This is a genomic window from Pseudoalteromonas sp. Angola-4 (genome assembly GCF_028599265.1).
GTDB lineage: Bacteria > Pseudomonadota > Gammaproteobacteria > Enterobacterales > Alteromonadaceae > Pseudoalteromonas > Pseudoalteromonas atlantica.
This window is the reverse complement of the sequence record NZ_JAQREK010000022.1, coordinates 17,626-40,831: the sequence shown is the minus strand read 5'-3', so window position 1 is coordinate 40,831 and position 23,206 is coordinate 17,626. Positions and strand designations below refer to the sequence as shown.

The window sequence follows — 23,206 nt, the reverse complement described above, 5'->3', positions numbered from 1 at the left end:
AATACTTATACCCATCGTGTTAAGTTATTAGCCCTTTATTTAGCACGCTCGAATGGCTAAATATTTAAGGCTATTAGTATTACATAATTTACCCACCCATTTTCATATTGAGTAACGGCGCGAGCACGTTTCCTTCTCGGCCCATTCGGGTGTGGTAAACTTGGCGATAAGCAAACACGTTTTTTACGTAATCTCGTGTTTCTCTATAGGGGATCAGCTCAACCCATAGCTCTGCGGGTATAGCTTCGTCAGGTAACCAACGTTTAATACGATGATACCCTGCGTTATAAGATGCCGTAGCGAGTATTTCATTGCCTTTGTTTTTCTTTTTCAAGTACTGCAAGTAACTAGTACCTAAGCGTATATTGGTTTTAGGTTGATACAAACGCGTACTCGATACCGTCGCTTTGTTAACGTATTCTGCCGTGCTAGGTAGTAGCTGCATTAAACCGCGTGCATTAGCATGGGATCGCGCATCGGGTGCAAAAGAGCTTTCACGCCGCGCAATGGCAATACTCCACGCGGGATCTATTTTGTTACGCTTGCTATAACGTTCAAAAATATCTTGAAATGCAAACGGAAAACGCAGTTCGACATAATCCCACGCTTTTATTTTAGCTAACGTAAATATAACGTTATCGTGCCAATTATTTTGCGCTGCAACTTTTGAGGCAGCCAGTTTTTCTTCGTCGGTAGAGGTATTGGTTAAGTAATTCCACTCTCGGCGTGCTGAGGTGAAACGCTCTAGTTCGTAAAGTGCTTTTGCGCGTTTAAAGCCCGGCGCATTCATCACTTTATCTACCAGTTTTTGGTCAACCTCTAAAGGGTGATTGTTTAAATCGACCGGCAGCCCTAAACGTGCCGCCGCTAAAAAACCATAGTAATCGCGATTTGTGGCTACTTTAGCCCAAATTTCGTCTGCTTTTTGTTGCTCCCCTCGCTTAGCATAGCTATAAGCCAGCCAATACTGCTGGCCTAAACTTAAATTATCTTTACCCGTAAAAAAAGCTGCTATGCCTTCCCAGTCTTGGGTTTTGAGCATATTACCAAGTTGCCACTGAATTAACTTTTTGTCTTGCCGCGCTTTTGGCACTTTATTAAGCCAAAAGCTGGCTTGCTTGTGCCCACTTGAAGCAAGCGATAAAGCAAACGTGTAATATAAATCTGCTTTTTCTTCGTCGCTGTAATTAAACATTTTTTCTAGCTTTTGCCAGGCCCTTAAAGCCAGCGCTTTATCGCGCCAAATTAGACGCTTAACTCCGTAAATGGCTATTTCACCTTCTTTTGCCGACTTATTTTTATACCGATATAGCCCCGCTGCTGCACTTGGGTCACGGCGTACTTTTAAATATAAATCGGCTAAGTAACGCTCGTTTTTAGGTAACAACGTTTTTAAATAAGGCAGTAAGCTTTGGGTACCGCCCTGCGCTGCACGCGTTATGCGCTTCCATACACGCTCATTATTTAAATAGCCTTTTTTGCGCCATTGTGAAAATAACGAGTCGCATTCATTTGGTTGCGACTTACCCACCGTCCATAAATCGGTAACTTGATTAAAAATGGCTTTTTCTGGCGCCCCTAAATCAAGCTGAAAATCTAAAAACGTGCATGTTAGCGCTGCGTTAGACGTTTCTCGGTAGTTTTTAATATAAGCGGCTTTTTTATTATTTTTTTCAAGATACTCCAACCATGCTTTGCGTACCGGCCACTCAAGCGGGGTATGTTCATAAATGGTTAGGTAATTTTCTATTTCGCTTTGGTATTTAAAATTGGGATGGCGTTGCCAATATGTTTTTTCGACATACGGCTTTAGCGGATGATCTAACCCGTTTATTGCTTCTTTAAAGTCTTGGTAGCTTCCATAGCGTACTTTCTTTTCTGCATCTAAAAACGCGTCATTATCGATACTCGCTTGGGCAGAACTAAAAGGAAGAATAAAGGCAGCTGCCACAGCGCTTAATAAAATTTTTTTCATAATATCCTTTAGGTTTAATGACCTGTCAGGGTTAATAATTTCCAGATTGGGACACTAAAACAATAATGAGAGTGCCTTTAATAAAATATGAACATCATTTAATTTACGCACTCATGATAATTAATGAGTACCTTTCGCACATTCCAGTACACCTTAGCACCAAACCAGCTATATTTTAACCAGCCGTTTGTAACCGAGTTAAATTTTTCGTTGCATTTTAATTTTAAAGCAAGCACACTGGTCGAAATGCAAACTCATCGTACCAGTCTTAGTTCGTCAACTAGGGAGAATAATAATGTTATATAAAAGCGATTCCTTTGAAGTTAGCTTCCTAAAGGAAAACATCGCCGAGTTTAAGTTTTGTGTTGCAGGCTCTGTAAACACACTATCTCAGCAAACTCTTTCAGATTGTGCAGCAGCATTAAAAGAATTAGCGTCTAATTCTGATATCAAAGGCATGATTTTTACCAGTGATAAAGACCACTTTATTATTGGCGCAGATATCTTCGAATTTTTACCTACATTTACTAAACCAGAAGAAGAATTAGTAACGTGGATTAAAAACGCAACCGACGTTTTTGACGCAATCGAAGACTTACCATACCCAACTCTTAGCGCTATAAACGGCTTAGCACTTGGCGGCGGGTGTGAGTGGGCACTTGCTACCGATTATCGTGTTGCAAGTGAAACTGCAAAAATGGGCTTACCAGAAGTTAAACTTGGCATAATGCCTGGTTTTGGTGGCACAGTGCGCTTACCACGCATTATTGGCGCAGATAACGCCATGCTTTGGATTACCTCAGGTAAAGAAAATCGCGCCGCTGATGCCCTAAAAGTAGGCGCCTTTGACGCGGTAGTTAGTGCTGACAAACTTTTAGAGTCAAGCCTAGCAACACTTGAATTAGCAATTGCAGGCAAGTTAGATTGGCAAGCAAAACGTAACGTAAAACTTCAGCCACTTAAATTAAACCGTGTTGAGCAAGGCATGAGCTTTGCGATGGCAGAAGGTATGGTAATGGGTAAAACCAAAGGCCACTATCCTGCACCGGTTATGGCAGTTCGCACTATTAAAGCAGCGGCCAACTGTGAGCGCACCGAAGCAATGGCAATCGAAAATGCTAACTTTGCAAAACTTGCACGTACTAACGAAGCTGCAGCGCAAACCGGTATTTTCTTAAATGACCAGTTTATTAAAGGTAAAGCACGTAAGCTTGCCAAGCACAGCGATGTAGAAATTAAACAAGCGGCTGTATTAGGCGCGGGTATTATGGGCGGCGGTATTGCATACCAGTCTGCTTATAAAGGTACACCAATTGTAATGAAAGACATCCAACAGGATGCGCTTGATTTAGGCATGGGTGAAGCATCTAAACTACTGGGTGCAAAAGTTAAACGCGGCCACATGCCAATGGAAAAAATGCTGGCAACGCTTAGCAAAATTAAGCCAACGCTTAACGATGCAGACCTTCAAAACGCCAACATTATTGTTGAAGCCGTTGTAGAAAACCCTAAAGTTAAGCAAGCAGTACTAGCCGACCTTGAGAAGAACCTGCCAGAAGGTACGGTACTTACATCAAATACATCGACTATCTGTATTGATTTACTCGCAGAAGCACTCGATAAGCCAGAAAACTTCTGTGGTATGCACTTTTTCAACCCAGTGCCAAAAATGCCATTAGTAGAAATTATCCGTGGTGCAAAAACCTCTGATAAAACAATTAACGCTGTTGTTGATTACGCCCTTAAACTTGGCAAGTCACCAATTGTTGTAAACGATTGCCCAGGCTTTTTTGTAAACCGTGTTTTATTCCCGTACTTTGCAGGCTTTAGCAAACTCGTTGTTGAAGGCGCTAACTTTGCAAAAGTAGATAAAGTAATGGAAAACGTATTTGGCTGGCCAATGGGCCCAGCTTACCTACTTGATGTTGTGGGTATTGATACAGCTTACCACTGTACTGGTGTAATGGCAGACGGTTTCCCTGAGCGTATGGCACGTGCAGAAAAAGATCCGGTGACTGTTTTTGCTAACGAAAAACGTTTTGGTCAAAAGAACAAAGCAGGTTTTTACAAGTACGAAACGGACCGTCGTGGTCGTCTTAAAAAATCAAGCGATGCAACAGCAGTTGAGCTACTAGCACCAATTACTGATGCACCGAAAGAATTTGATAAACAAGAAATCATTGACCGTTGTATGATTCCAATGATCAACGAAGTGCTTCTTTGTTTACAAGAAGGCATTGTTGCTTCTCCTCAAGAAGCTGATATGGCTCTTGTATACGGCGTTGGTTTCCCTCCATTTAGAGGCGGCGCGTTCCGTTACTTAGATCAAACAGGTTTAGCTAACTTTGTTGCAGCAGCAGACAAATATGCTCACCTAGGTGCGATTTACCAAGTATCAGAGCAAACTCGCAAATGGGCCGAAGAAGGTCGTGTTTTCTATAAGGTGGAAGGTTAATATCATGAATAATCCAGTAATTGTAGATTGTATCCGCACACCAATGGGTCGCTCAAAAGGCGGCGTATTTAAAAACAAACGTGCGGAAGATTTAAGTGCTCACCTTATGAAAGGGTTATTAGAGCGCAACCCAGCAGTTGACCCTGCATCAATTGACGATATTTATTGGGGCTGTGTACAGCAAACACTAGAGCAAGGCTTTAACGTTGCACGTAACGCTTCGTTACTTGCGGGTATTCCACACTCTGTACCTGCTACAACCGTTAACCGTTTATGTGGCTCGTCAATGCAAGCATTGCATGACGCAGCACGCGCCATTATGACGGGCGCTGGCGACACTTACCTAATTGGTGGTGTTGAGCACATGGGTCACGTTCCTATGACTCACGGTAACGACTTTCACCCTGGCTTAGCAACTTCAATTGCACAAGCATCTGGCTCTATGGGTTTAACTGCAGAATACCTTGCGACTATCCACGGCATTAGCCGCCAGCAGCAAGACGAATTTGCATACCGCTCACATCAACGTGCACATGCTGCAACAGTTGAAGGCCGTTTCCGCCGCGAAATTTTAGCAATGGAAGGTCACGCAGCTGATGGTTCTTTAATTTTAGTTGAAGATGATGAAGTAATTCGCCCTGAAACAACGGTAGAAGGTTTATCTCAGCTTCGCCCAGTATTTAACCCTGCTTCTGGCTCGGTTACTGCGGGTACATCTTCTGCACTTTCTGATGGCGCATCAGCCATGTTAGTTATGAGCGAAGAAAAAGCTAAAGAGCTTGGTTTACCAATTCGTGCACGTGTTAAAGCAATGGCTGTTGCCGGTTGCGATCCATCAATCATGGGTTACGGCCCAGTACCAGCAAGTAAAAAAGCACTTGCACAAGCAGGTCTTACTATTGATGACATTGACGTAGCAGAGCTTAACGAAGCATTTGCAGCACAGTCACTACCTGTACTTAAAGACTTAGGTTTAGCAGACGTGGTAGACGAAAAAGTGAATTTAAACGGCGGCGCAATCGCACTTGGTCATCCACTAGGTTGTTCGGGTTCGCGTATTAGCACCTCGCTTATTCACTTAATGGAAGACAAAAATGCAAAATACGGTTTAGCCACTATGTGTATTGGTTTAGGCCAAGGCATCGCGACTGTATTTGAACGTGTTCAAGACTAACTATTAGCTTAAACATGTAAACCATCTTGGTGATTAAAAAGGCGAGCTAGCGCAAGTTAGTTCGCCTTTTTTATGCCACCAGCTTATTGCTGATATGAATAATGTGATCGGGTGTATTAAACCAGATTATTTTTTACTGTTTTACCCTTACCCGTTATATGCAAAACAGTTAACCAAACAGATTAATTGCGCTAAACTACCTGACCTAACCAAGCCGCGACTATTTTTACAGGTAACTTTTTATGAGCTTTGATAATCCCGATCACCAATTAGACGCCATGGGCCTACGCTGCCCAGAACCTGTAATGATGATACGCGCGGCAATTCGTAAGATGAACGACGGTGAAACGTTATTAATTACCGCTGATGACCCATCAACCACCCGTGATATTCCAAGTTTTTGTACGTTTATGGATCACACGCTGGTGGCTACAGACGCCGATGAAGCACCGTATAGGTATGTGGTGAAGAAAGGGTTATAGGTTTGAAAGCTGGTTTAGTAAGTTGGGTTATTTTTGAATATTTAACGCATCGTTAAGAACTTAAACCAGATGTAGGTTGGGTTGAGTTTTACGAAACCCAACTTGTTTTATAACACCGAAATTTTATTCATCATACAAAGTTGTTGAATCATTATTGCACTCCCAATCTTGGCTTAGTTTTGAATTTTTAACGTATTGATGAAAGCTTGAAAATGGCCAATCACTCACTTTAATAACATGGTTATGTTTCACCGGGTTGTAGTGAATATAATTAATATGATTATTTAAGTCTTCTTCATCTCTAATTTTATGTTCCCAATAGCGACGCTGCCAAATCCCGCGCTCTCCTTTCGCTATTCGACTTTTATAACAAAACTCTGTTGCTGGCAGCTCTCGAGAAAAGCCTGATTTAATAAGTCGCCAACGCATTGCGTAATTACTATCACCTTTAGGTAATTGCCAAATAGCATGAAGGTGATCGGGCATGATAACAATTGCAATCGTCTTTATTGGATGCTTTTTTGCCACCTTTGAATATACACGGCGTAATAACTCTATATTTTCCACAAGCAAAGGCTGAGATCTATCTTCTAAATTTACCGTAAAAAAATAACATGCGCCCGCCTCTAACATACGTTTATAACGCATATTTTTATCCATAAAATAAACAGATAAATAAGAGTATAGATTAGTTTTGTTAATTATAATCAAGACAAGTTTACGTAACTCAACGTATTTGATAACCACCAGCACAGTTTTATTCGCCGCACATGTTGGGTTTCGTTTCACTCTACCCAACCTACTTAAAATCTACTTATCTATTACCGCGCTTTTGGTTTACGACTGTAATTAGACTAACTAAGCTCATTAATTTGATTGTATATTTATAGCAATCAATAAAAATTATTATTGATGTAGGTTGGGTTGATTTTTACGAAATCCAACGTATTTGATAACCAGCAGAACAGTTTTATTCGCCGCACATGTTGGGTTTCGTTTCACTCCACCCAACTTACAACGTCCTTGTCGCAAATCTATAAGCCCACTCGGGCAACTAAAAGCTGACAGCTCCCAACTAACAGCTATTTCTTAGTAATCGTCACCTTCGGCTTATCGTAGTCACTGTAATCAATACTGACTATGTATGTGCCTTTTATTGCAGGCGAGAAACTAAAGTAATTATAAATAGTATTACAGTCTGCAAGCACGGGTTGGCCGAGCGTTAGTTTTTGTCCTGCTGGTTGGGCATCGCTATAGCCACAGTTGTAGCCTTCACTAAAATCGGCATCGGCTATTTTAAATTCGTACACTTTACCTGGGGTACTAAATTTAACTTCAGCTTGGTAAAGCGCGCCGCCTACTGGCATAAACTGGTACTGAGGCTCTGCATCCCAAAGCGTAAAATCGCCTCTTAGGTAAACTGTTTTATCCAGCTCTTGCTGAGGCAGTACGTCGTTAATAGACACTTGGCTAGTACACGCTGTGAGTAAGCCGGCTATGGCAAGTGTTAAAATTCGTTTCATTGGCATCATTAATGGGTATCCTTCGTTCTGTTAAAACTAAAAAGCCAGCAATACGCTGGCTTTTTATTGGCTTAAGCGGTGTTATTTTTGTAGTACAGATATATCTGCAATATCTAAAAATAAGCGGCTTAACTGGCTTAATAGTGCGAGGCGATTTTGCTTTACAGCTTCATCGTCGGCCATAACCATGACGTTGTCAAAAAAGTTATCAACACTTTGGCGAATACCTGCCAATTGGCTTAATGCCTCTTGGTAGTTTCCATCGGCGTAAAGTGGTGCAAGCTCAGTTGCAAATTTTGCTACTTGTGATGCTAATACTTTTTCAGCGTCGTCGCTTAATAGGCTCTCATCAACATCACCTTCAGTGGTAATGTTATTTTTAGCTAGTATGTTACCTACACGCTTATTCGCTGCTGCAAGCGCTTCTGCGGCGTCTAACGTACGGAAGTGGCTTACTGCTTTAACACGACGGTCAAAGTCAGTAGGTTTAGTAGGACGACGTGCCAGTACTGCCTGAATAACATCTACTTCAATGCCTTCGTCTTGATACCATGCGCGGAAGCGCCCTAGCATAAAGTCAAATACGTCGGTTGATACATTTAGGTTAGTAAGCTTTTCGCCAAACAGTGTTTGTGCTTTTGCTACTAGGTCTAAAATATCAAGCGGTAGCTCTTTTTCTACCATGATACGCAGTGCACCAATGGCAGCACGACGAAGTGCAAATGGGTCTTTGTCACCTTTTGGTGCTTGGCCTATACCAAAAATACCCACCAGCGTATCAAACTTATCTGCAATGGCTACTGCACAGCTGATTAGGTTTGTAGGTAAATTGTCGCCCGCAAAACGCGGCATGTATTGCTCGTTTTGTGCAATAGCTACATCTTCTGCTTCGCCATCAAAGCGTGCATAGTGCATACCCATTACACCTTGCACGTCGGTAAATTCCATTACCATTTCGGTCATTAAGTCTGTTTTACTTAATAGGCCAGCACGTTTTGCAAGGTCTTTGTCGGCACCTAGTTGCTCTGCAATGTAGCCGGCAAGCTCGCTAATACGTACAGATTTATCTTTAAGCGTACCTAACTGCTTTTGGAATAAAACAGTATCAAGTGATTCTAGGCGGCTTTCTAGGGTTTTCTTTTTATCTGTTTCAAAGAAGAACTGCGCATCGGCTAAACGTGGGCGCACTACTTTTTCGTTACCAGATATAACCACACTTGGATCTTTACTTTCGATGTTAGATACAAACAAAAACTTATTTAAAAGTTTGCCGTTTTGATCTAATAGCGGGAAGTATTTTTGATCGTCCTTCATGGTGTAAATTAGCGCTTCGGCAGGTACATCTAAAAATGCTTCTTCAAATGTTGCCGTTAACGTTACTGGCCACTCTACTAATGAAGTAACCTCTTCTAATAAGTCTTCATCCATTGCAACAACTGCATTCACTGCGCTTGCAGCTTCTTCTATTTGTGCACGGATTTGCGCTTTACGTTGTTCGTAATCAGCAATAACGTAGGCTGATTTTAATACGTCGAACACGTCATCTGCATGGTCAATGGTGATTTTTTCTGGATGATGAAAACGGTGGCCTTGTAACTGATTAGTTACTTGCTTACCTAAAATTTCGCCTTCAATAAGTTCATCACCAAATAAAATAGTAACGGTATGAACTGGGCGAATAAATTGTGTTTTATTCGCGCCCCAACGCATTGGCTTAGGTATTGGTAATTTTGCTAACGACTTAGCAATGGCATCGCTCATCAGCGTTTTGGTTTCTTGTCCTGCTACTTTAGCAATATGTAAAAGCCAAGCGCCTTTATCGGTCTCAAGAGTTTGTGCTTCACTTACGTCAATACCACAACCACGTGCCCAACCCATTGCTGCTTTAGTTGGGTTACCTTCGCTATCGAACGCTGCTTTAGTTGCAGGGCCACGCTTTTCTACTTCTTTATCTTGCTGCTTTGCTTCAAGCGCTTTTACTTGTAAACCTAAACGACGAGGCGATGCATACCAGCTTACGCCTTCATGCCCAAGCTCTAGTGTTTCAAGCTCTGCAGTTAAGTTTGCGGCAAAGGCTTCTGCCAATTTACGCAGTGCTTTTGGTGGCAGCTCTTCGGTGCCAATTTCTACTAATAAATTTTGTGCTGACATGCTTACTTATCCTTACACAGCGGGAAACCAAGCGCTTCACGTGCATCGTAATAACTTTGTGCACACGCTTTTGATAACGCTCGAACGCGTAAAATATAACGCTGACGTTCGGTTACTGAGATTGCATGGCGCGCATCGAGTAAGTTAAATGCGTGCGATGCTTTCATTACTTGCTCGTAAGCAGGTAGTGGTAAATTTGCTTCAATTAGCTTTTGGCTCTCAGCTTCACACTTATCAAACTGTGCAAATAAGTCATCTACGTTTGCGTGTTCAAAGTTGTAAGTAGATTGTTCTACTTCATTTTGATGGAATACATCGCCGTAAGTTACACGCCCTAAAGGACCGTCTGCCCATACTAGGTCGTAAATGCTGTCTACACCTTGAATGTACATTGCTAAACGCTCTAGGCCATAAGTAATTTCACCGGTTACAGGAGAGCACTCTAAGCCCCCTACTTGCTGAAAGTAAGTAAACTGCGTTACTTCCATACCGTTTAGCCAAATCTCCCAACCTAGGCCCCATGCGCCTAGTGTTGGCGATTCCCAGTTATCTTCTACAAAGCGTACTTCGTGCGTTAGGGTATCAATTCCCATCGCTTCTAGTGAGCCTAGGTAAAGCTCTTGAATATTATCTGGTGATGGCTTTAAAACTACCTGAAATTGGTAGTAATGCTGTAAGCGGTTTGGGTTTTCGCCGTAGCGGCCATCGGTAGGACGGCGACACGGTTGTACGTATGCGCTCGACATTGGCTCAGGGCCAATAGATTTTAAGAATGTTTGCGGGTGAAATGTCCCTGCGCCCACTTCCATATCAAGTGGTTGAATAATGACACAGCCTTGCTGCGCCCAATAATCCTGTAAAGCCAGGATCAAACCTTGAAAGGTTTTAACGTCATATTTTTGCATATTTGGCTTTTTACTATCTGAAAGTAGCGTGAAAATTACCCTCAGTATACCTTGTGCACACGCAGGTTTTAAGCAGTTTGTGCGGTTGTTAAAATAAAAAAGGAGCCATTAGGCTCCTTTTAAGATGTAAGTATAATTTTTTATACGTCTAAGTTAACTACGCGAAGTGCGTTGGTTTCTATAAACTCACGACGTGGCTCAACTTGATCGCCCATTAATGTTGCAAACAATTGATCTGCCGCTACAGCATCTTCAATTGTTACTTGTAACATACGACGAGCTGAAGGATCCATTGTGGTTTCCCACAGTTGGCTAGGGTTCATTTCGCCTAATCCTTTATAGCGCTGAATGTAGATCCCGCGCTTAGATTCTGCGATCAACCATTCCAAAGCATCCACAAAGTTATCAACAGGTTTTGTTTTCTCACCACGTTGAACATATGCGCCTTCTTTTAAGATGTTTGCGATCTTCGTGCCAGTAACAGCAATGCGTTGGTAGTCACGTGAGGCAATAAAGTCGTAATGTAATACGTGTGCTTTATCCACACCATGCTGACGAATATTCACAACCGGGAAGTACAAGTTGCGCTCTGCATCATGCTCAGTTCCAGCGTGGAAAATTGTCGCATCTTCATCACGTTCAACTAAGTCGTCAACTAGCTCTTTCGTCCACTCAATTACCTTAGCTTCGTTAGATAAGTCTTCTACTTTTAACTCGCTTTGGTAAATCAAACGTTCCATTACCGTGTTAGGGTATTTACGTTTTAAGCGCTCAATGACTTTTACTGTGTTTTGGTAATCTTGTACTATTTGCTCAAGCGCTTCACCTTCAATTGCACTTGCATCTTCGCTTGTGTAAAGCGCAGCATTATTTAGTGCAAGTGATGTTAGGTACTCTACAAGTGCAGGATCGTCTTTAATATAACGCTCTTGCTTACCTTTTTTCACTTTATAAAGTGGCGGTTGTGCAATGTAAATATAACCACGCTCAACAATTTCTGGCATTTGGCGATAGAAGAACGTTAGTAGCAATGTACGAATGTGAGAACCATCCACGTCCGCATCGGTCATGATAATGATGCTGTGGTAACGTAGTTTTTCTGGGTCATATTCATCACGGCCAATACCACAACCTAGAGCTGTAATTAGCGTTGCTACTTCTTGTGAAGAAAGCATCTTATCAAAGCGTGCTTTCTCTACGTTCAAGATTTTACCTTTAAGTGGCAAAATTGCTTGGTTTTTACGATTACGACCCTGCTTGGCTGAACCGCCAGCTGAGTCACCCTCCACTATGTATAGTTCAGATAATGATGGGTCTTTTTCTTGGCAGTCTGCTAATTTACCAGGTAAACCTGCTAAATCCATAGCGCCTTTACGACGCGTCATTTCACGGGCTTTACGGGCCGCTTCACGTGCTCGTGCTGCATCAATAATTTTACCAACAACAATTTTGGCATCCATTGGGTTTTCTAATAAGAAATCAGAAAACTTTTCAGCCATTGCTTGCTCAACCGCAGATTTAACTTCGCTTGATACTAGCTTGTCTTTAGTTTGTGATGAGAACTTAGGATCAGGTACTTTAACACTTACAACCGCAGTTAAGCCTTCACGCGCATCATCGCCCGTTGCGTTACTGGTTGTTTTAGCTTTTTTGTTAAAGCCTTCTTTTTCCATGTAGTTATTAAGTGTACGTGTTAGCGCAGATCTAAAGCCGGCTAAGTGAGTACCACCATCACGTTGTGGAATGTTATTAGTAAAACAGTAAATGTTTTCTTGGAAGCCATCGTTCCACTGCATTGAAACTTCAACGCTAATACCATCTTCTTCACGCTCGTGAGTAAAGTGGAATACACCTTTATGTACAGGTGTTTTATTGCGGTTTAAGTATTCAACAAACGCTTGAATACCGCCATCATATTTAAAGTGGTCGGTTTTATTTTCTTCGCGTTCATCAGATAAGATGATGCTTACACCAGAGTTCAAAAACGATAGCTCACGCAAACGCTTAGCTAAAATATCGTAATGAAAATCAAGGTTTGTAAATGTTTCGCCACTTGGCCAAAAACGCAGTTCAGTACCCGTAGTGTCAGCATCGCCAATAATAGCTAATGGAGCGTTAGGTACGCCCATACTGTAAGTTTGCTCGTGCAATTTGCCTTCACGACGAATAGTAAGGGTTAGTTTTTCTGATAATGCATTTACTACCGATACACCAACACCGTGTAAGCCACCTGATACTTTATAAGAGTTATCATCAAACTTACCACCAGCATGAAGTACCGTCATGATAACCTCGGCAGCAGACACACCTTCTTCTTCATGGATAGAAGTTGGGATACCACGACCGTTATCTCTTACAGAGACTGAACCGTCTAAGTGAATCGTTACATAAATATCATCACAATGACCTGCTAAGGCTTCATCGATAGAGTTATCAACGACCTCAAACACCATGTGGTGTAAGCCTGTGCCATCATCGGTGTCCCCTATATACATTCCAGGACGCTTTCTTACTGCGTCTAATCCTTTAAGTACTTTAATACTCGACGAATCATAATTCTCAGACATGGTTAATCCCACTTATCTTGTTATTAGGTTGCCATGTTTCACGTGGAACATTTGTAGTTCTCGTTGCATGGGTTCCACCACAGCAGAAATACTTTCAGACAAAATTGAAGAAATAAAAATTTGAGAACTGCAATGAGCCAATAATTGCCCCACTTTCTCTTTTGTATCTTCGCCTAACTCTGAAGGTAGATCATCTATTAGCAATATAGATTGCTTATCTGTCTCTGACTCAATTAAACTATTTTGCGTTACTTTTAACGCATAAAGCAATAACTTCAATTGACCGCGTGAAAACGTATTCTCTACGCTGTTGCCAGCGACACTAAAACTAAAATCGGCCTTATGAGGGCCTTTACTTGTAAAACCTTGGCGAGCGTCTCGCTCAAAGTTTTGCTCTAATGCATCACTTAAAGACTCACTGTCTTTCCAACCTGCATTAAAGTTGATTTCTAAATCGCGTATAAGCGTTAATTCTGCACACATTTTATCAAAAAACTGCTGCTTAAACCTACTTATATACGCCATTCTTAATTTATTTATTTGTTCTGCCAGTCTAACAAATTCTTTGTCCCAAAACCTAATTTGGTCAAAATAATTCTTTGGCTTACTTTTTAATAATGCATTGCGTTGTTTAAGCACTTTATTAAACGATTGCCATAAATAAAAAAACTCATGTTCCACGTGGAACAAACCCAAATCTAAAAACTTGCGTCGCTCTTTTGGGCCACCAAAAAACAATGAATAGCTTTCGGGTGTAATAATTTGCACAGGCATTAACTGTGCAAGTTCAGAGATTTTTCTACTGGCTTTGCCTTGTATTTTTAAATTAGTTTCACCACTTTGGGTTTTACTAATCCCAATAGGAATAGACAAGTCGTGTAGCGCTTTGCGGCCGTGTATTACAAACTGATCTTGCTGATGTTGAATAATACTTTTATGTTTAGGTGTTCGAAAAGATTTGCCGTGAGAAAGGTAATAAATAGCCTCTAAAAGGCTGGTTTTTCCGCTGCCGTTTTCACCATAAATTATATTAACGCCGTTGACTGGTTCTAGCGTCAGTGCCTCAATATTACGAAAATACTTGAGGCTCAAGTGACTTAAACTCATTTATAATGGGTATCTTATAATCGCATAGGCATAACCACGTACATTGCTTCTTCATCGCCCGCACCTTCAATAAGTGCACTGCTGTTTGAATCTGCTAATGTAAATAGTACATCTTCTGTTTTTAATGTATTTAGTACATCTAATACATACGATACATTAAAACCAATTTCTAGCTCATCACCCTCATACATTACTTCTACTATTTCCTCAGCCTCTTCTTGCTCAGGGTTATTAGCCGTAATTTTAAGTAAGCCATTGGCAAGGTTTAAACGCACACCTCTAAATTTTTCGTTAGATAAAATAGACACACGTTGAAATGCATTACGTAACCATTCACGGTTAGCAGTAATTACTTTATCTCCACCACGTGGTAATACGCGGCGATAATCAGGGAAGCGGCCATCCACTAACTTACTGGTAAAAGTAAATTCCACATCGATAATACGAATATGGTTAGCGCCAAATTGAATAGTAACTAATTCTTCATCGGCAACCATTAGGCGCATAATTTCTTGCACACCTTTGCGCGGTATTATTAATTGGCGCTGCGTATTTAACGATTGGCCTAATTCTTTTTGCGCTATTGCTAAACGGTGGCCATCGGTGGCCACTGTTTTTATGTCGCTATTATCTACTTCAAACGACATGCCATTTAAGTAATAGCGAACGTCTTGGTTAGCCATTGAAAAATGCGTGCTTTCAAGTAACTTACGTAACTCTAAACGCGTTAGCTGAAACTCAACCTCGCCATCCCACTGCTCTAAATTAGGAAAGTCTTCCGCGGCAAGTGTAGTAAGTGAAAAGCGGCTTTTACCACTGGTTAAAAGCAGTTGGTGCTCTTGTAAGCTCAATGTAAGCTCAGAACCATCAGGCAGGCTTTTACAAATATCGAGTAATTTTTTAGCAGGTAGCGTTAACTTTGTATCGGCAATATCATCACCAACAAAAACACCTGCAACTAGTTCAATTTCAAGGTCTGTGCCTGTCATTGAAAGTTGCCCGTTTTCTACCACTAACAATACATTAGATAATATAGGTAACGTATGTTTACGTTCAATCGCACCCGATACTTGCACTAATGGCTTTAAAAATTGTTCTCTTGAAATGGTTATTTGCATAATAAAGTCAGCCCTAAGATGACAACGTTCTTATTAAATTTTGATAATCTTCTTTTATTTCGTGGCTTTCATCACGAAGTGATTTAACCTTTCTACACGCATGTAATACCGTGGTGTGGTCACGTCCACCAAATGCGTCACCAATCTCAGGTAAGCTGTGATTAGTTAATTCTTTTGATAATGCCATAGCTACCTGACGCGGCCTCGCGATAGAGCGGCTGCGGCGCTTAGATAACAGATCTGACACACGTATTCTGTAATACTCAGCCACAGTGCGCTGTATGTTGTCTATAGTGACAAGCTTATCTTGTAGTGCCAATAAATCGCGCAGCGCTTCTTTTACAAAGTCGATAGAAATTGGGCGTCCGGTAAAATTAGCATTAGCTATTACACGGTTAAGCGCGCCTTCTAATTCACGTACGTTTGAGCGTAATTTTTTAGCGATAAAAAAAGCGACTTCGTGCGGTAAATTAATTTTACTCTGCTGCGCTTTTTTCATCAAAATGGCAACGCGCGTTTCAAGCTCTGGCGGCTCTATAGCAATCGTTAAACCCCAACCAAATCGTGATTTAAGCCTGTCTTCTACGCCCTCAATTTCTTTTGGGTAGCGGTCAGAGGTTAAAATAATTTGCTGATTACCTTCTAATAATGCATTAAAGGTATGAAAAAATTCTTCTTGTGAGCGCTCTTTATTAGCAAAAAATTGAATATCATCAATCATTAGCGCATCAACACTACGGTAATAACGTTTAAATTCTTCAATGGCGTTATTTTGTAGTGCTTTTACCATGTCTTGCACAAAACGCTCAGAATGCATGTAAACAATTTTAGCATCGGGCTTGTTAGCCATAATGCCATTACCTACTGCATGTAATAAGTGAGTTTTACCTAAGCCTGTGCCACCGTAAATAAATACTGGGTTAAAGGCAGAGCCAGGGTTATCTGCAACTTGTGTTGCAGCCGCTTTTGCTAGCTGGTTAGATTTACCCTCAACAAAGCTGTCAAAGGTATAGTTATCTTTTATATTAGATTTATAGCCTGATTTAGGCGCAGGCTCTACTGCTGCTTTTTGTTCTACAGGTTGCTGTTTAGCAGGTGCCTGTGAACTAGGTGATGCAGGGGCTTCAACACTTGGCGCCGCCGCTTGAGTATTTAGTAGTGGTTTACTACCTACATCAAAACGTAATTCGGGCGCTTCATCACCACAAATTTCTACCAGTAACTCATTAATACGGTTTAAATACTTTTCTCTTACCCAATCAAGAACAAAGCGATTAGGTGCGTAAATCGTTAAGGTATCTTCGGTACTTTCTGCTTGTAGTGGTCTTACCCACATACTGAATTGTTGCGAAGGCAACTCATCTTGCAATACATATAAACAACTTTGCCAAACCGACAGATACACAGTTAAACTCCCAGAGGTATAATTTTTATTCCCGCACATCAATAATGATTAAAAATCATGCATTTATTGCGTTCAATTGGCCAGCTACCCGACCCAAGACCGGGTATTATGAAGGCACTTTATCCACAAGTAAAAGATTGATTTTTATAAAATTGTTGATATCAGTGTATAAATATCTTAACAGACTGATTTATAGCGACTTTTATTTTAAAGCCTGATAACAGATCATAACAAAAACACACTGAGATCGCGAACCAATTTTACGATCTAAATGAGTTTTCCCATGCTTTTATTCACTTTTTAAACACCAGCTGTGGAAAACTTCTTAATTATGATGATCCTAGTTGATCACCCTACTTTATTACGAGCCACATTCTTTTAGTCAGTCTCAGCCATTAATTCGCCTTTTTGCGCAAAAGCAGACCATTTTGCTTTAAAATTAATCCATAAATATCAAGCTAGCGTACAAAAAATGTAATAAACACGGTGTTTACAGCGCAATTATGATTGACTTTAAAGTGCTTAATCTATAATATCTCGCGCTCGCAATGGCACCTGTGCCAGGATCGCGACCTGCATAGGATGTTTTAACTTTAACCGATCGGATGAGATTGTTATGAAAAGAACTTTTCAACCTAGCGTTTTAAAACGCAAACGTGCACACGGCTTCCGTGCTCGCATGGCAACTGTAAATGGCCGTAAAGTATTAGCACGTCGCCGCGCTAAAGGCCGCAAAGTTCTTTCTGCTTAATATATAAGTGGAAGACTTTAGCTTTGGCAGGGAGTTACGTCTGTTAACTCCCTCGCATTACTCTCGCATATTTAACGAACCCGCTCGGGCTGCAACTCCTTTATTTACTCTTTTAGCTAAACCTAATGACCAAGATAAACCTAGGTTAGGACTCACTGTTGCTAAAAAACGTGTAAAAAAGGCATGCCAACGTAACCGTATTAAACGACTCGCTCGCGAAAGTTTTCGTTTAAATCAACACACCATCGATAATATCGATATTGTGCTTATGGTAAAAAGTGGTATTGATGAGCAGTCTAACGAAGAAATAACCAAACAACTTACAAAGCTGTGGCGTAAAATAAATGAACGCTGCAAACCTGGTGCACCTAAACCACCACCTTTTAAAAAACGCCCAAACAAATCAGCTAAATCTAATAAACAAACCCGATAGCAATAGAATTGCAGGGTTAATTAGGGTATCTTTAGCTCACCTTTTAATCATGCGTTTAAAATCTCTAATTGAGCCTTTAAATACATGGTATCTATTCACTAAATATACGCAGGGGTATAAACACCATGAGGTTACTTAAACCACTTGTTGCTATTCCAAAGCGTTGTTTAGTGTTATTTATCCGCGGTTATCAAATGTGGATAAGCCCACTACTAGGCCCGCATTGTCGTTTTAATCCAAGCTGCTCTCATTACGCTATTCAAGCAATTAATTTGCATGGATTTGTAAAAGGGAGTTGGTTAGCACTTAAACGCATATTAAAATGCCATCCTTTACATTCAGGCGGAGAAGACCCCGTTCCTGAAAAATTAACCCGTATTAACCACCAACACGAGAAATAAGAGCTGTTATGGAATCGCAACGCACGTTTTTATTAATCGGTTTAATGTTAGTGTCGTTTTTATTATTTCAAGAATGGAATAATGACTACAACACACCTAAAGCCGATCCTAGTGCCACTACACAAACACTAAACACAACGTCACCAGAGTCAGATGATTATATACCGTCATCGTCAGATTCAGGTTTACCTGCTTCGGCTACCGCTGCTAAGCGTTCAGTTATTGACATTACGACTGACGTTTTCAAAGTAAAAATAGACACCAAAGGCGGTGACATTGTTGAAGCAGACTTACTCCAATACGAAGAAGTAAAAGGTGAAGAAACACCATTTATGCTTCTAGGCGAGTTTGATGGCAATCAATACTTCTCACAAAGTGGTTTAATTGGTTTAAATGGCCCAGACGCATCAGCGAATGGTCGCCCTACTTACCAAGCAACGCAAAAAGCCTACACGCTAAGCGGTGATGAGCTACGTGTACCACTTACCTATGTTGATAGTAATGGCGTTAGCTTCACTAAAACATACGTATTTAAAAAAGGTCAATACGATGTAGGCCTAGAGTACACAGTAAATAATGCTACAAGTGCGCCAGTGCAAGTACAGCTATACACGCAAATTAAGCGTACCGTACAAGAAAAAGGCAGCTTAGTAGATCAAAACTATTTAGGTGCAGCTTACGGTACTGATGAAGAGTCGTACGAAAAATACAGCTTTTCAGATATGGCTGACAAAAACCTAAATAAAAACACCCAAGGCGGTTACGTTGCATTTATTCAGCATTACTTTGTAAGTGCATGGGTACCTAAGCAAGACGAAACACACACGCTTTACAGCTTAATTACTAAAAGTAATGCCGCTATTATTGGTACAAAAGCAGCGCCTATAAATGTACAAGCCGGCAGCGAGCAAACTCTTAATGCGACTTACTACATGGGTCCTAAAGAGTCAGATATTCTTGAAGCGATTCACCCAGATTTAGACTTAACTGTAGATTACGGTTGGTTATGGTTTATTTCGCAGCCTTTATTTGTACTTCTTAAATGGTTACACAGCATTTTAGGTAACTGGGGTGTCGCTATTATTGCCATCACTATTATCGTTAAATCATTAATGTACCCACTGACTAAAGCGCAATACACGTCAATGGCTAAAATGCGTGCCCTTCAGCCTAAAATGGCTGCCCTAAAAGAAAAATATGGTGATGACCGTCAAAAGTTCGGCCAAGCTACTATGGAAATGTACAAAAAAGAAAAAGTTAACCCTATGGGTGGCTGTTTCCCTATTTTGCTACAAATGCCAATTTTCTTAGCGCTATTTTACGTATTCTTAGAATCAACAGAGCTGCGCCATGCAGAGTTCATTCTTTGGCTTACTGACCTTTCTACAAAAGACCCATACTACGTATTACCAATATTATTTGGTGCAAGTATGTTTGTGACGCAAAAACTACAACCAATGACGGTTACCGATCCTATGCAGCAAAAAATGATGACCTTTATGCCGGTTATCTTCTCTGTATTCTTCTTATGGTTCCCATCTGGTTTAGTACTTTACTGGTTAGTGTCTAACCTTATTTCTATTGTCCAGATGCTTATCATCTACCGTGGCATGGAAAAGCAAGGTATAAAAGTAAGAGGCTAGCTTAACGGCTACTCATATAAAGGCGACTTAGGTCGCCTTTTTTATTGCCTATTTTTTACCACAGCTATTCGCTACCAATAAATGCATAGGTTACAATAGCGCCATTAAAGTTACTCTCGTTGGCAAATAAATAGCATGATCAATCAAGACACAATCGCAGCACAAGCGACCGCCCCTGGGCGTGGTGGCGTAGGTATAATTCGGGTTTCTGGCAGCCTTGCTAAAAGCGTGGCCGAAAAAATAATAGGTAAAGTACCTAAGCTTCGCTATGCCGACTACGTTCCTTTTAAAAGTTTAAGCGGCGAGCAACTCGACCAAGGTATCGCTATTTATTTTGCAGGCCCAAACTCATTTACCGGCGAAGACGTACTTGAACTGCAAGGTCACGGCGGCCCAGTTGTACTCGACATGCTATTAAAAGAAATTAGCCAAATAGAAGGCGTTCGCTTAGCTAAGCCTGGTGAGTTTTCTGAGCGCGCCTTTATGAACGACAAGCTTGATTTAACCCAAGCAGAGGCTATTAGCGATTTAATTAATGCAACCTCAGAGCAAGCAGCTAAAAGCGCCCTACAGTCGCTACAAGGTGAGTTTTCTAAACACATTGAAACCCTAGTAGAAAAAGTTATTCATTTACGTATGTATGTAGAGGCAGCCATTGACTTCCCTGATGAGGAAATTGACTTTTTATCCGATGGCAAAGTGTCGGGCGATTTAGATGCCATTATCAGTCAATTACACACAGTAACGAGCCAAGCTAAGCAAGGCAGTATTATGCGCGAAGGTATGCGCGTTGTTATCGCAGGGCGCCCTAATGCGGGTAAATCAAGCCTACTTAATGCCTTAGCAGGACGCGAAGCCGCTATAGTAACCGAAATAGCCGGTACTACTCGCGACGTACTACGTGAGCACATTCATATTGATGGCATGCCACTGCATATTATCGATACCGCAGGCCTACGTGAAAGCCCTGACCGCGTTGAACAAATAGGTATAGAGCGCGCGTGGGATGAAATAAATCAAGCTGATCGCGTGTTGTTTATGCTTGATGGCACTGACACCACCGACACCGACCCACACGCAATTTGGCCTGAGTTTATGGCAAAGTTACCGCAAGGTATGGGTGTTACCGTTATAAGAAATAAAGCCGATTTATCGGGCGATGCAGTAGGTATGGATGAAAACCAACAATACCCAGTAATTAGTTTAAGCGCTAAAAATGCGCAAGGTATTGAGCTTGTACGCGACCACTTAAAAGCCTGTATTGGCTTTCAGGGCGCAACAGAAGGTGGATTTATGGCGCGTCGCCGCCATTTAGATGCACTTGAACATGCCGCCTATCACTTAGATACTGGTAAAACGCAGTTAGAAATGCACGTCGCCGGCGAAATATTAGCCGAAGAGCTACGCTTAACGCAGCAGTACTTAAACGAAATAACCGGTGAATTTACCTCAGACGACCTGCTAGGCAAAATATTTAGCTCGTTCTGTATTGGTAAATAACTCGCTAAAGCAGCATAAAATAACACTCACTTTAGGGCACATTAGTGCCCTTTTTTATGCCCGGTATAAAAATTTAAAAAGCTAAAATGGGGTTAAAATTAAATAAAAACGCGCCTGATTTTATCGTATACAACTCACCAGTTTAATCTCTCACAGTATAAAAACACACCACGTTAAGCGCGTAATTGGCGCTCTACATAGCTTAAAAAAGTACCAATATACCGCTAAAAAGTATCCTTAAGTAGATCGTTTTAACTACAGTTTATGAATTTATAAGCAAAAGTAACCGGTACTATTAAGGCCAACGCCCTCGTTTTTAATTGATCCACCAGCAAAACTCCTCTCTGAACTTGAAAAATAATAAGACTAATTAAAAAAAGGTTATCCACAATCGCCTACTTTATGGCTAATAAATTTAAAATAGCGGCACATTTATAAGCTTAAACAGTCACGATCTATAAAAAAGCGTGGTTTATTACACTTATTTTCACTTTTTTAGGGCAGATCCGCTTAATCGGATCGTTTTTAAAAATTATTTTTGATCGCCCTTTTAAGTTATCAACAAGATTACTATCCACATTATGATCAACAACAGCTTAGCTATATAAAAACGTGGGCTGGTGGCCTCACTTATAATAAAAAATCAATGACTTAGCTTTATTTAGATCAACAAAACATACTAGTTAAGCAGAGCTTTCCCCAACCTTATCAACAACTTGATCAGAAGATTACATTTAAATAGTTTTTGTTAATTCATTTATATTCAATAACTTATATAAGCTATTGCAACAAAGAGTAAAAACAACTCAAAAATAGTTATACAAAATTACAAAGGTTTTCTTTACTGCAAGGCTAACTCAGTTATCATAGCGGGCAAATAAGTAAAGTGTGATCAGTTTAAATATGAGTTCTGTAAATATAATCGTTGGTAGTCAAATGGGATCTGCAGAATATGTAGCAGAGCAACTATGTGATGAGTTAAATAACCAAGGTATAAGTGCTGAACTACATGATCAACCTAATTTATCTGATATTGATCAACACAATACAATCTGGCTTATATGCACATCGACCTATGGCGCGGGCGATTACCCCGACAACCTTTTACCATTTATTGAGCAGCTAAATCAGCAAAGTGACTTATCTGCAATTAAATATTCAGTCATTGGCTTAGGCGATACCAGCTACGACACCTATAACCTTGCTGGGCGTAATATAAATAGTTTAATGGCAAGCCTTGGCGCAACATGCATAGCGCCAAGGCTTGAATTAAATATTCTTGATGAGGCATTACCCGAAGATACCGCCCTAGAGTGGCTAGACTCGTGGATAGAGAAAACACAATTAAAGTAATGTGATCGAATAAAATGCATAAACAAAGTTACCCACAATTTACTAATAATTTAATAGCTTTTGTGGATAACCGCTGATCAAACTGCGTTTTTAAGCATGCTTATCCATGGGATAAGATCCAATCGATATTGGGCTGTGTATAAACCCCCTTTTTGATCAGAGCTTATTTGCCTGATGATCCGATCATATTAACACCTTTAGATCTGATCTAATTTTATGTTTTAAATGAATAAATAGAGCTTATCAACAGAAAACCCGATCAC

The 23,206-nt window shown here is 40.7% G+C and carries 18 protein-coding genes; 9 read left to right on the top strand and 9 right to left on the bottom strand.

Features of this window, described 5'->3' with window-relative positions; translation table 11 throughout:
- Window positions 1-88: 88 nt before the first annotated feature.
- Window positions 89-1,975, bottom strand: a complete 1,887-nt coding sequence (locus tag PSH48_RS18545; RefSeq protein WP_273612078.1) for a transglycosylase SLT domain-containing protein — start codon at window positions 1,973-1,975, stop codon at window positions 89-91.
- A 295-nt stretch (window positions 1,976-2,270) separates the two neighbouring features.
- Here PSH48_RS18545 and fadB point away from each other — a divergent pair, with 295 nt between their 5' ends.
- The 3 genes from fadB to tusA all read left to right on the top strand — a co-directional run bounded on the left by fadB (window position 2,271) and on the right by tusA (window position 6,086).
- Entirely contained in the window at window positions 2,271-4,430 is a 2,160-nt protein-coding gene (fadB, locus tag PSH48_RS18540; protein WP_273612077.1) for a fatty acid oxidation complex subunit alpha FadB, read from the top strand.
- Window positions 4,431-4,434: 4 nt separating this feature from the next.
- Window positions 4,435-5,604: an acetyl-CoA C-acyltransferase FadA gene (gene fadA, locus PSH48_RS18535; RefSeq protein WP_055016201.1), complete on the top strand. Its 1,170-nt coding sequence runs from the start codon at window positions 4,435-4,437 to the stop codon at window positions 5,602-5,604.
- Window positions 5,605-5,846: 242 nt separating this feature from the next.
- The gene (gene tusA / locus PSH48_RS18530) at window positions 5,847-6,086 is read left to right on the top strand and encodes a sulfurtransferase TusA (protein WP_029772820.1); all 240 of its coding nucleotides are present in this window, start codon (window positions 5,847-5,849) and stop codon (window positions 6,084-6,086) included.
- Between the two features lie 123 nt (window positions 6,087-6,209).
- Here the strand turns inward: tusA and PSH48_RS18525 are convergent, their stop codons facing one another.
- The 8 genes from PSH48_RS18525 to dnaA all read right to left on the bottom strand — a co-directional run bounded on the left by PSH48_RS18525 (window position 6,210) and on the right by dnaA (window position 16,862).
- A complete protein-coding gene (locus PSH48_RS18525) occupies window positions 6,210-6,734 on the bottom strand; it encodes an REP-associated tyrosine transposase (protein ID WP_273612076.1) in 525 nt (174 codons plus the stop codon).
- Between the two features lie 434 nt (window positions 6,735-7,168).
- The gene (locus PSH48_RS18520; protein ID WP_273612075.1) at window positions 7,169-7,618 is read right to left on the bottom strand and encodes a hypothetical protein; all 450 of its coding nucleotides are present in this window, start codon (window positions 7,616-7,618) and stop codon (window positions 7,169-7,171) included.
- Between the two features lie 72 nt (window positions 7,619-7,690).
- The gene (gene glyS, locus PSH48_RS18515) at window positions 7,691-9,760 is read right to left on the bottom strand and encodes a glycine--tRNA ligase subunit beta (protein WP_273612074.1); all 2,070 of its coding nucleotides are present in this window, start codon (window positions 9,758-9,760) and stop codon (window positions 7,691-7,693) included.
- 2 nt (window positions 9,761-9,762) lie between these two features.
- Window positions 9,763-10,665: a glycine--tRNA ligase subunit alpha gene (gene glyQ / locus PSH48_RS18510; RefSeq protein ID WP_004588055.1), complete on the bottom strand. Its 903-nt coding sequence runs from the start codon at window positions 10,663-10,665 to the stop codon at window positions 9,763-9,765.
- A 140-nt stretch (window positions 10,666-10,805) separates the two neighbouring features.
- Window positions 10,806-13,232, bottom strand: coding sequence for a DNA topoisomerase (ATP-hydrolyzing) subunit B (gene gyrB, locus PSH48_RS18505; protein WP_138576244.1), 2,427 nt, complete (start codon window positions 13,230-13,232; stop codon window positions 10,806-10,808).
- Window positions 13,233-13,244: 12 nt separating this feature from the next.
- Window positions 13,245-14,339, bottom strand: a complete 1,095-nt coding sequence (gene recF, locus PSH48_RS18500) for a DNA replication/repair protein RecF (RefSeq protein ID WP_024032132.1) — start codon at window positions 14,337-14,339, stop codon at window positions 13,245-13,247.
- Between the two features lie 14 nt (window positions 14,340-14,353).
- Window positions 14,354-15,457 carry a DNA polymerase III subunit beta gene (gene dnaN, locus PSH48_RS18495; protein WP_029772814.1) on the bottom strand — a complete coding sequence of 368 codons (1,104 nt, stop codon included), beginning with the start codon at window positions 15,455-15,457 and terminating at the stop codon, window positions 14,354-14,356.
- A gap of 13 nt (window positions 15,458-15,470) precedes the next feature.
- Window positions 15,471-16,862 carry a chromosomal replication initiator protein DnaA gene (gene dnaA / locus PSH48_RS18490; protein WP_004588059.1) on the bottom strand — a complete coding sequence of 464 codons (1,392 nt, stop codon included), beginning with the start codon at window positions 16,860-16,862 and terminating at the stop codon, window positions 15,471-15,473.
- 616 nt (window positions 16,863-17,478) lie between these two features.
- On the opposite strand from dnaA, the gene rpmH reads away from it, so the two are divergent.
- The 6 genes from rpmH to mioC all read left to right on the top strand — a co-directional run bounded on the left by rpmH (window position 17,479) and on the right by mioC (window position 22,943).
- Window positions 17,479-17,613, top strand: coding sequence for a 50S ribosomal protein L34 (rpmH, locus tag PSH48_RS18485; protein WP_004335215.1), 135 nt, complete (start codon window positions 17,479-17,481; stop codon window positions 17,611-17,613).
- Between the two features lie 7 nt (window positions 17,614-17,620).
- Entirely contained in the window at window positions 17,621-18,046 is a 426-nt protein-coding gene (gene rnpA / locus PSH48_RS18480; RefSeq protein WP_029772813.1) for a ribonuclease P protein component, read from the top strand.
- A 125-nt stretch (window positions 18,047-18,171) separates the two neighbouring features.
- Complete coding sequence (gene yidD, locus PSH48_RS18475; protein WP_004588061.1) at window positions 18,172-18,447, top strand: membrane protein insertion efficiency factor YidD; 276 nt, start codon at window positions 18,172-18,174, stop codon at window positions 18,445-18,447.
- A gap of 8 nt (window positions 18,448-18,455) precedes the next feature.
- Window positions 18,456-20,090, top strand: a complete 1,635-nt coding sequence (gene yidC / locus PSH48_RS18470) for a membrane protein insertase YidC (RefSeq protein ID WP_024032130.1) — start codon at window positions 18,456-18,458, stop codon at window positions 20,088-20,090.
- 135 nt (window positions 20,091-20,225) lie between these two features.
- Window positions 20,226-21,590 (top strand): tRNA uridine-5-carboxymethylaminomethyl(34) synthesis GTPase MnmE, encoded by a 1,365-nt coding sequence (gene mnmE / locus PSH48_RS18465; protein WP_004588063.1) that lies wholly within the window; start codon window positions 20,226-20,228, stop codon window positions 21,588-21,590.
- Between the two features lie 903 nt (window positions 21,591-22,493).
- Window positions 22,494-22,943, top strand: coding sequence for an FMN-binding protein MioC (mioC, locus tag PSH48_RS18460; RefSeq protein WP_024032128.1), 450 nt, complete (start codon window positions 22,494-22,496; stop codon window positions 22,941-22,943).
- Window positions 22,944-23,206 lie beyond the last annotated feature (263 nt).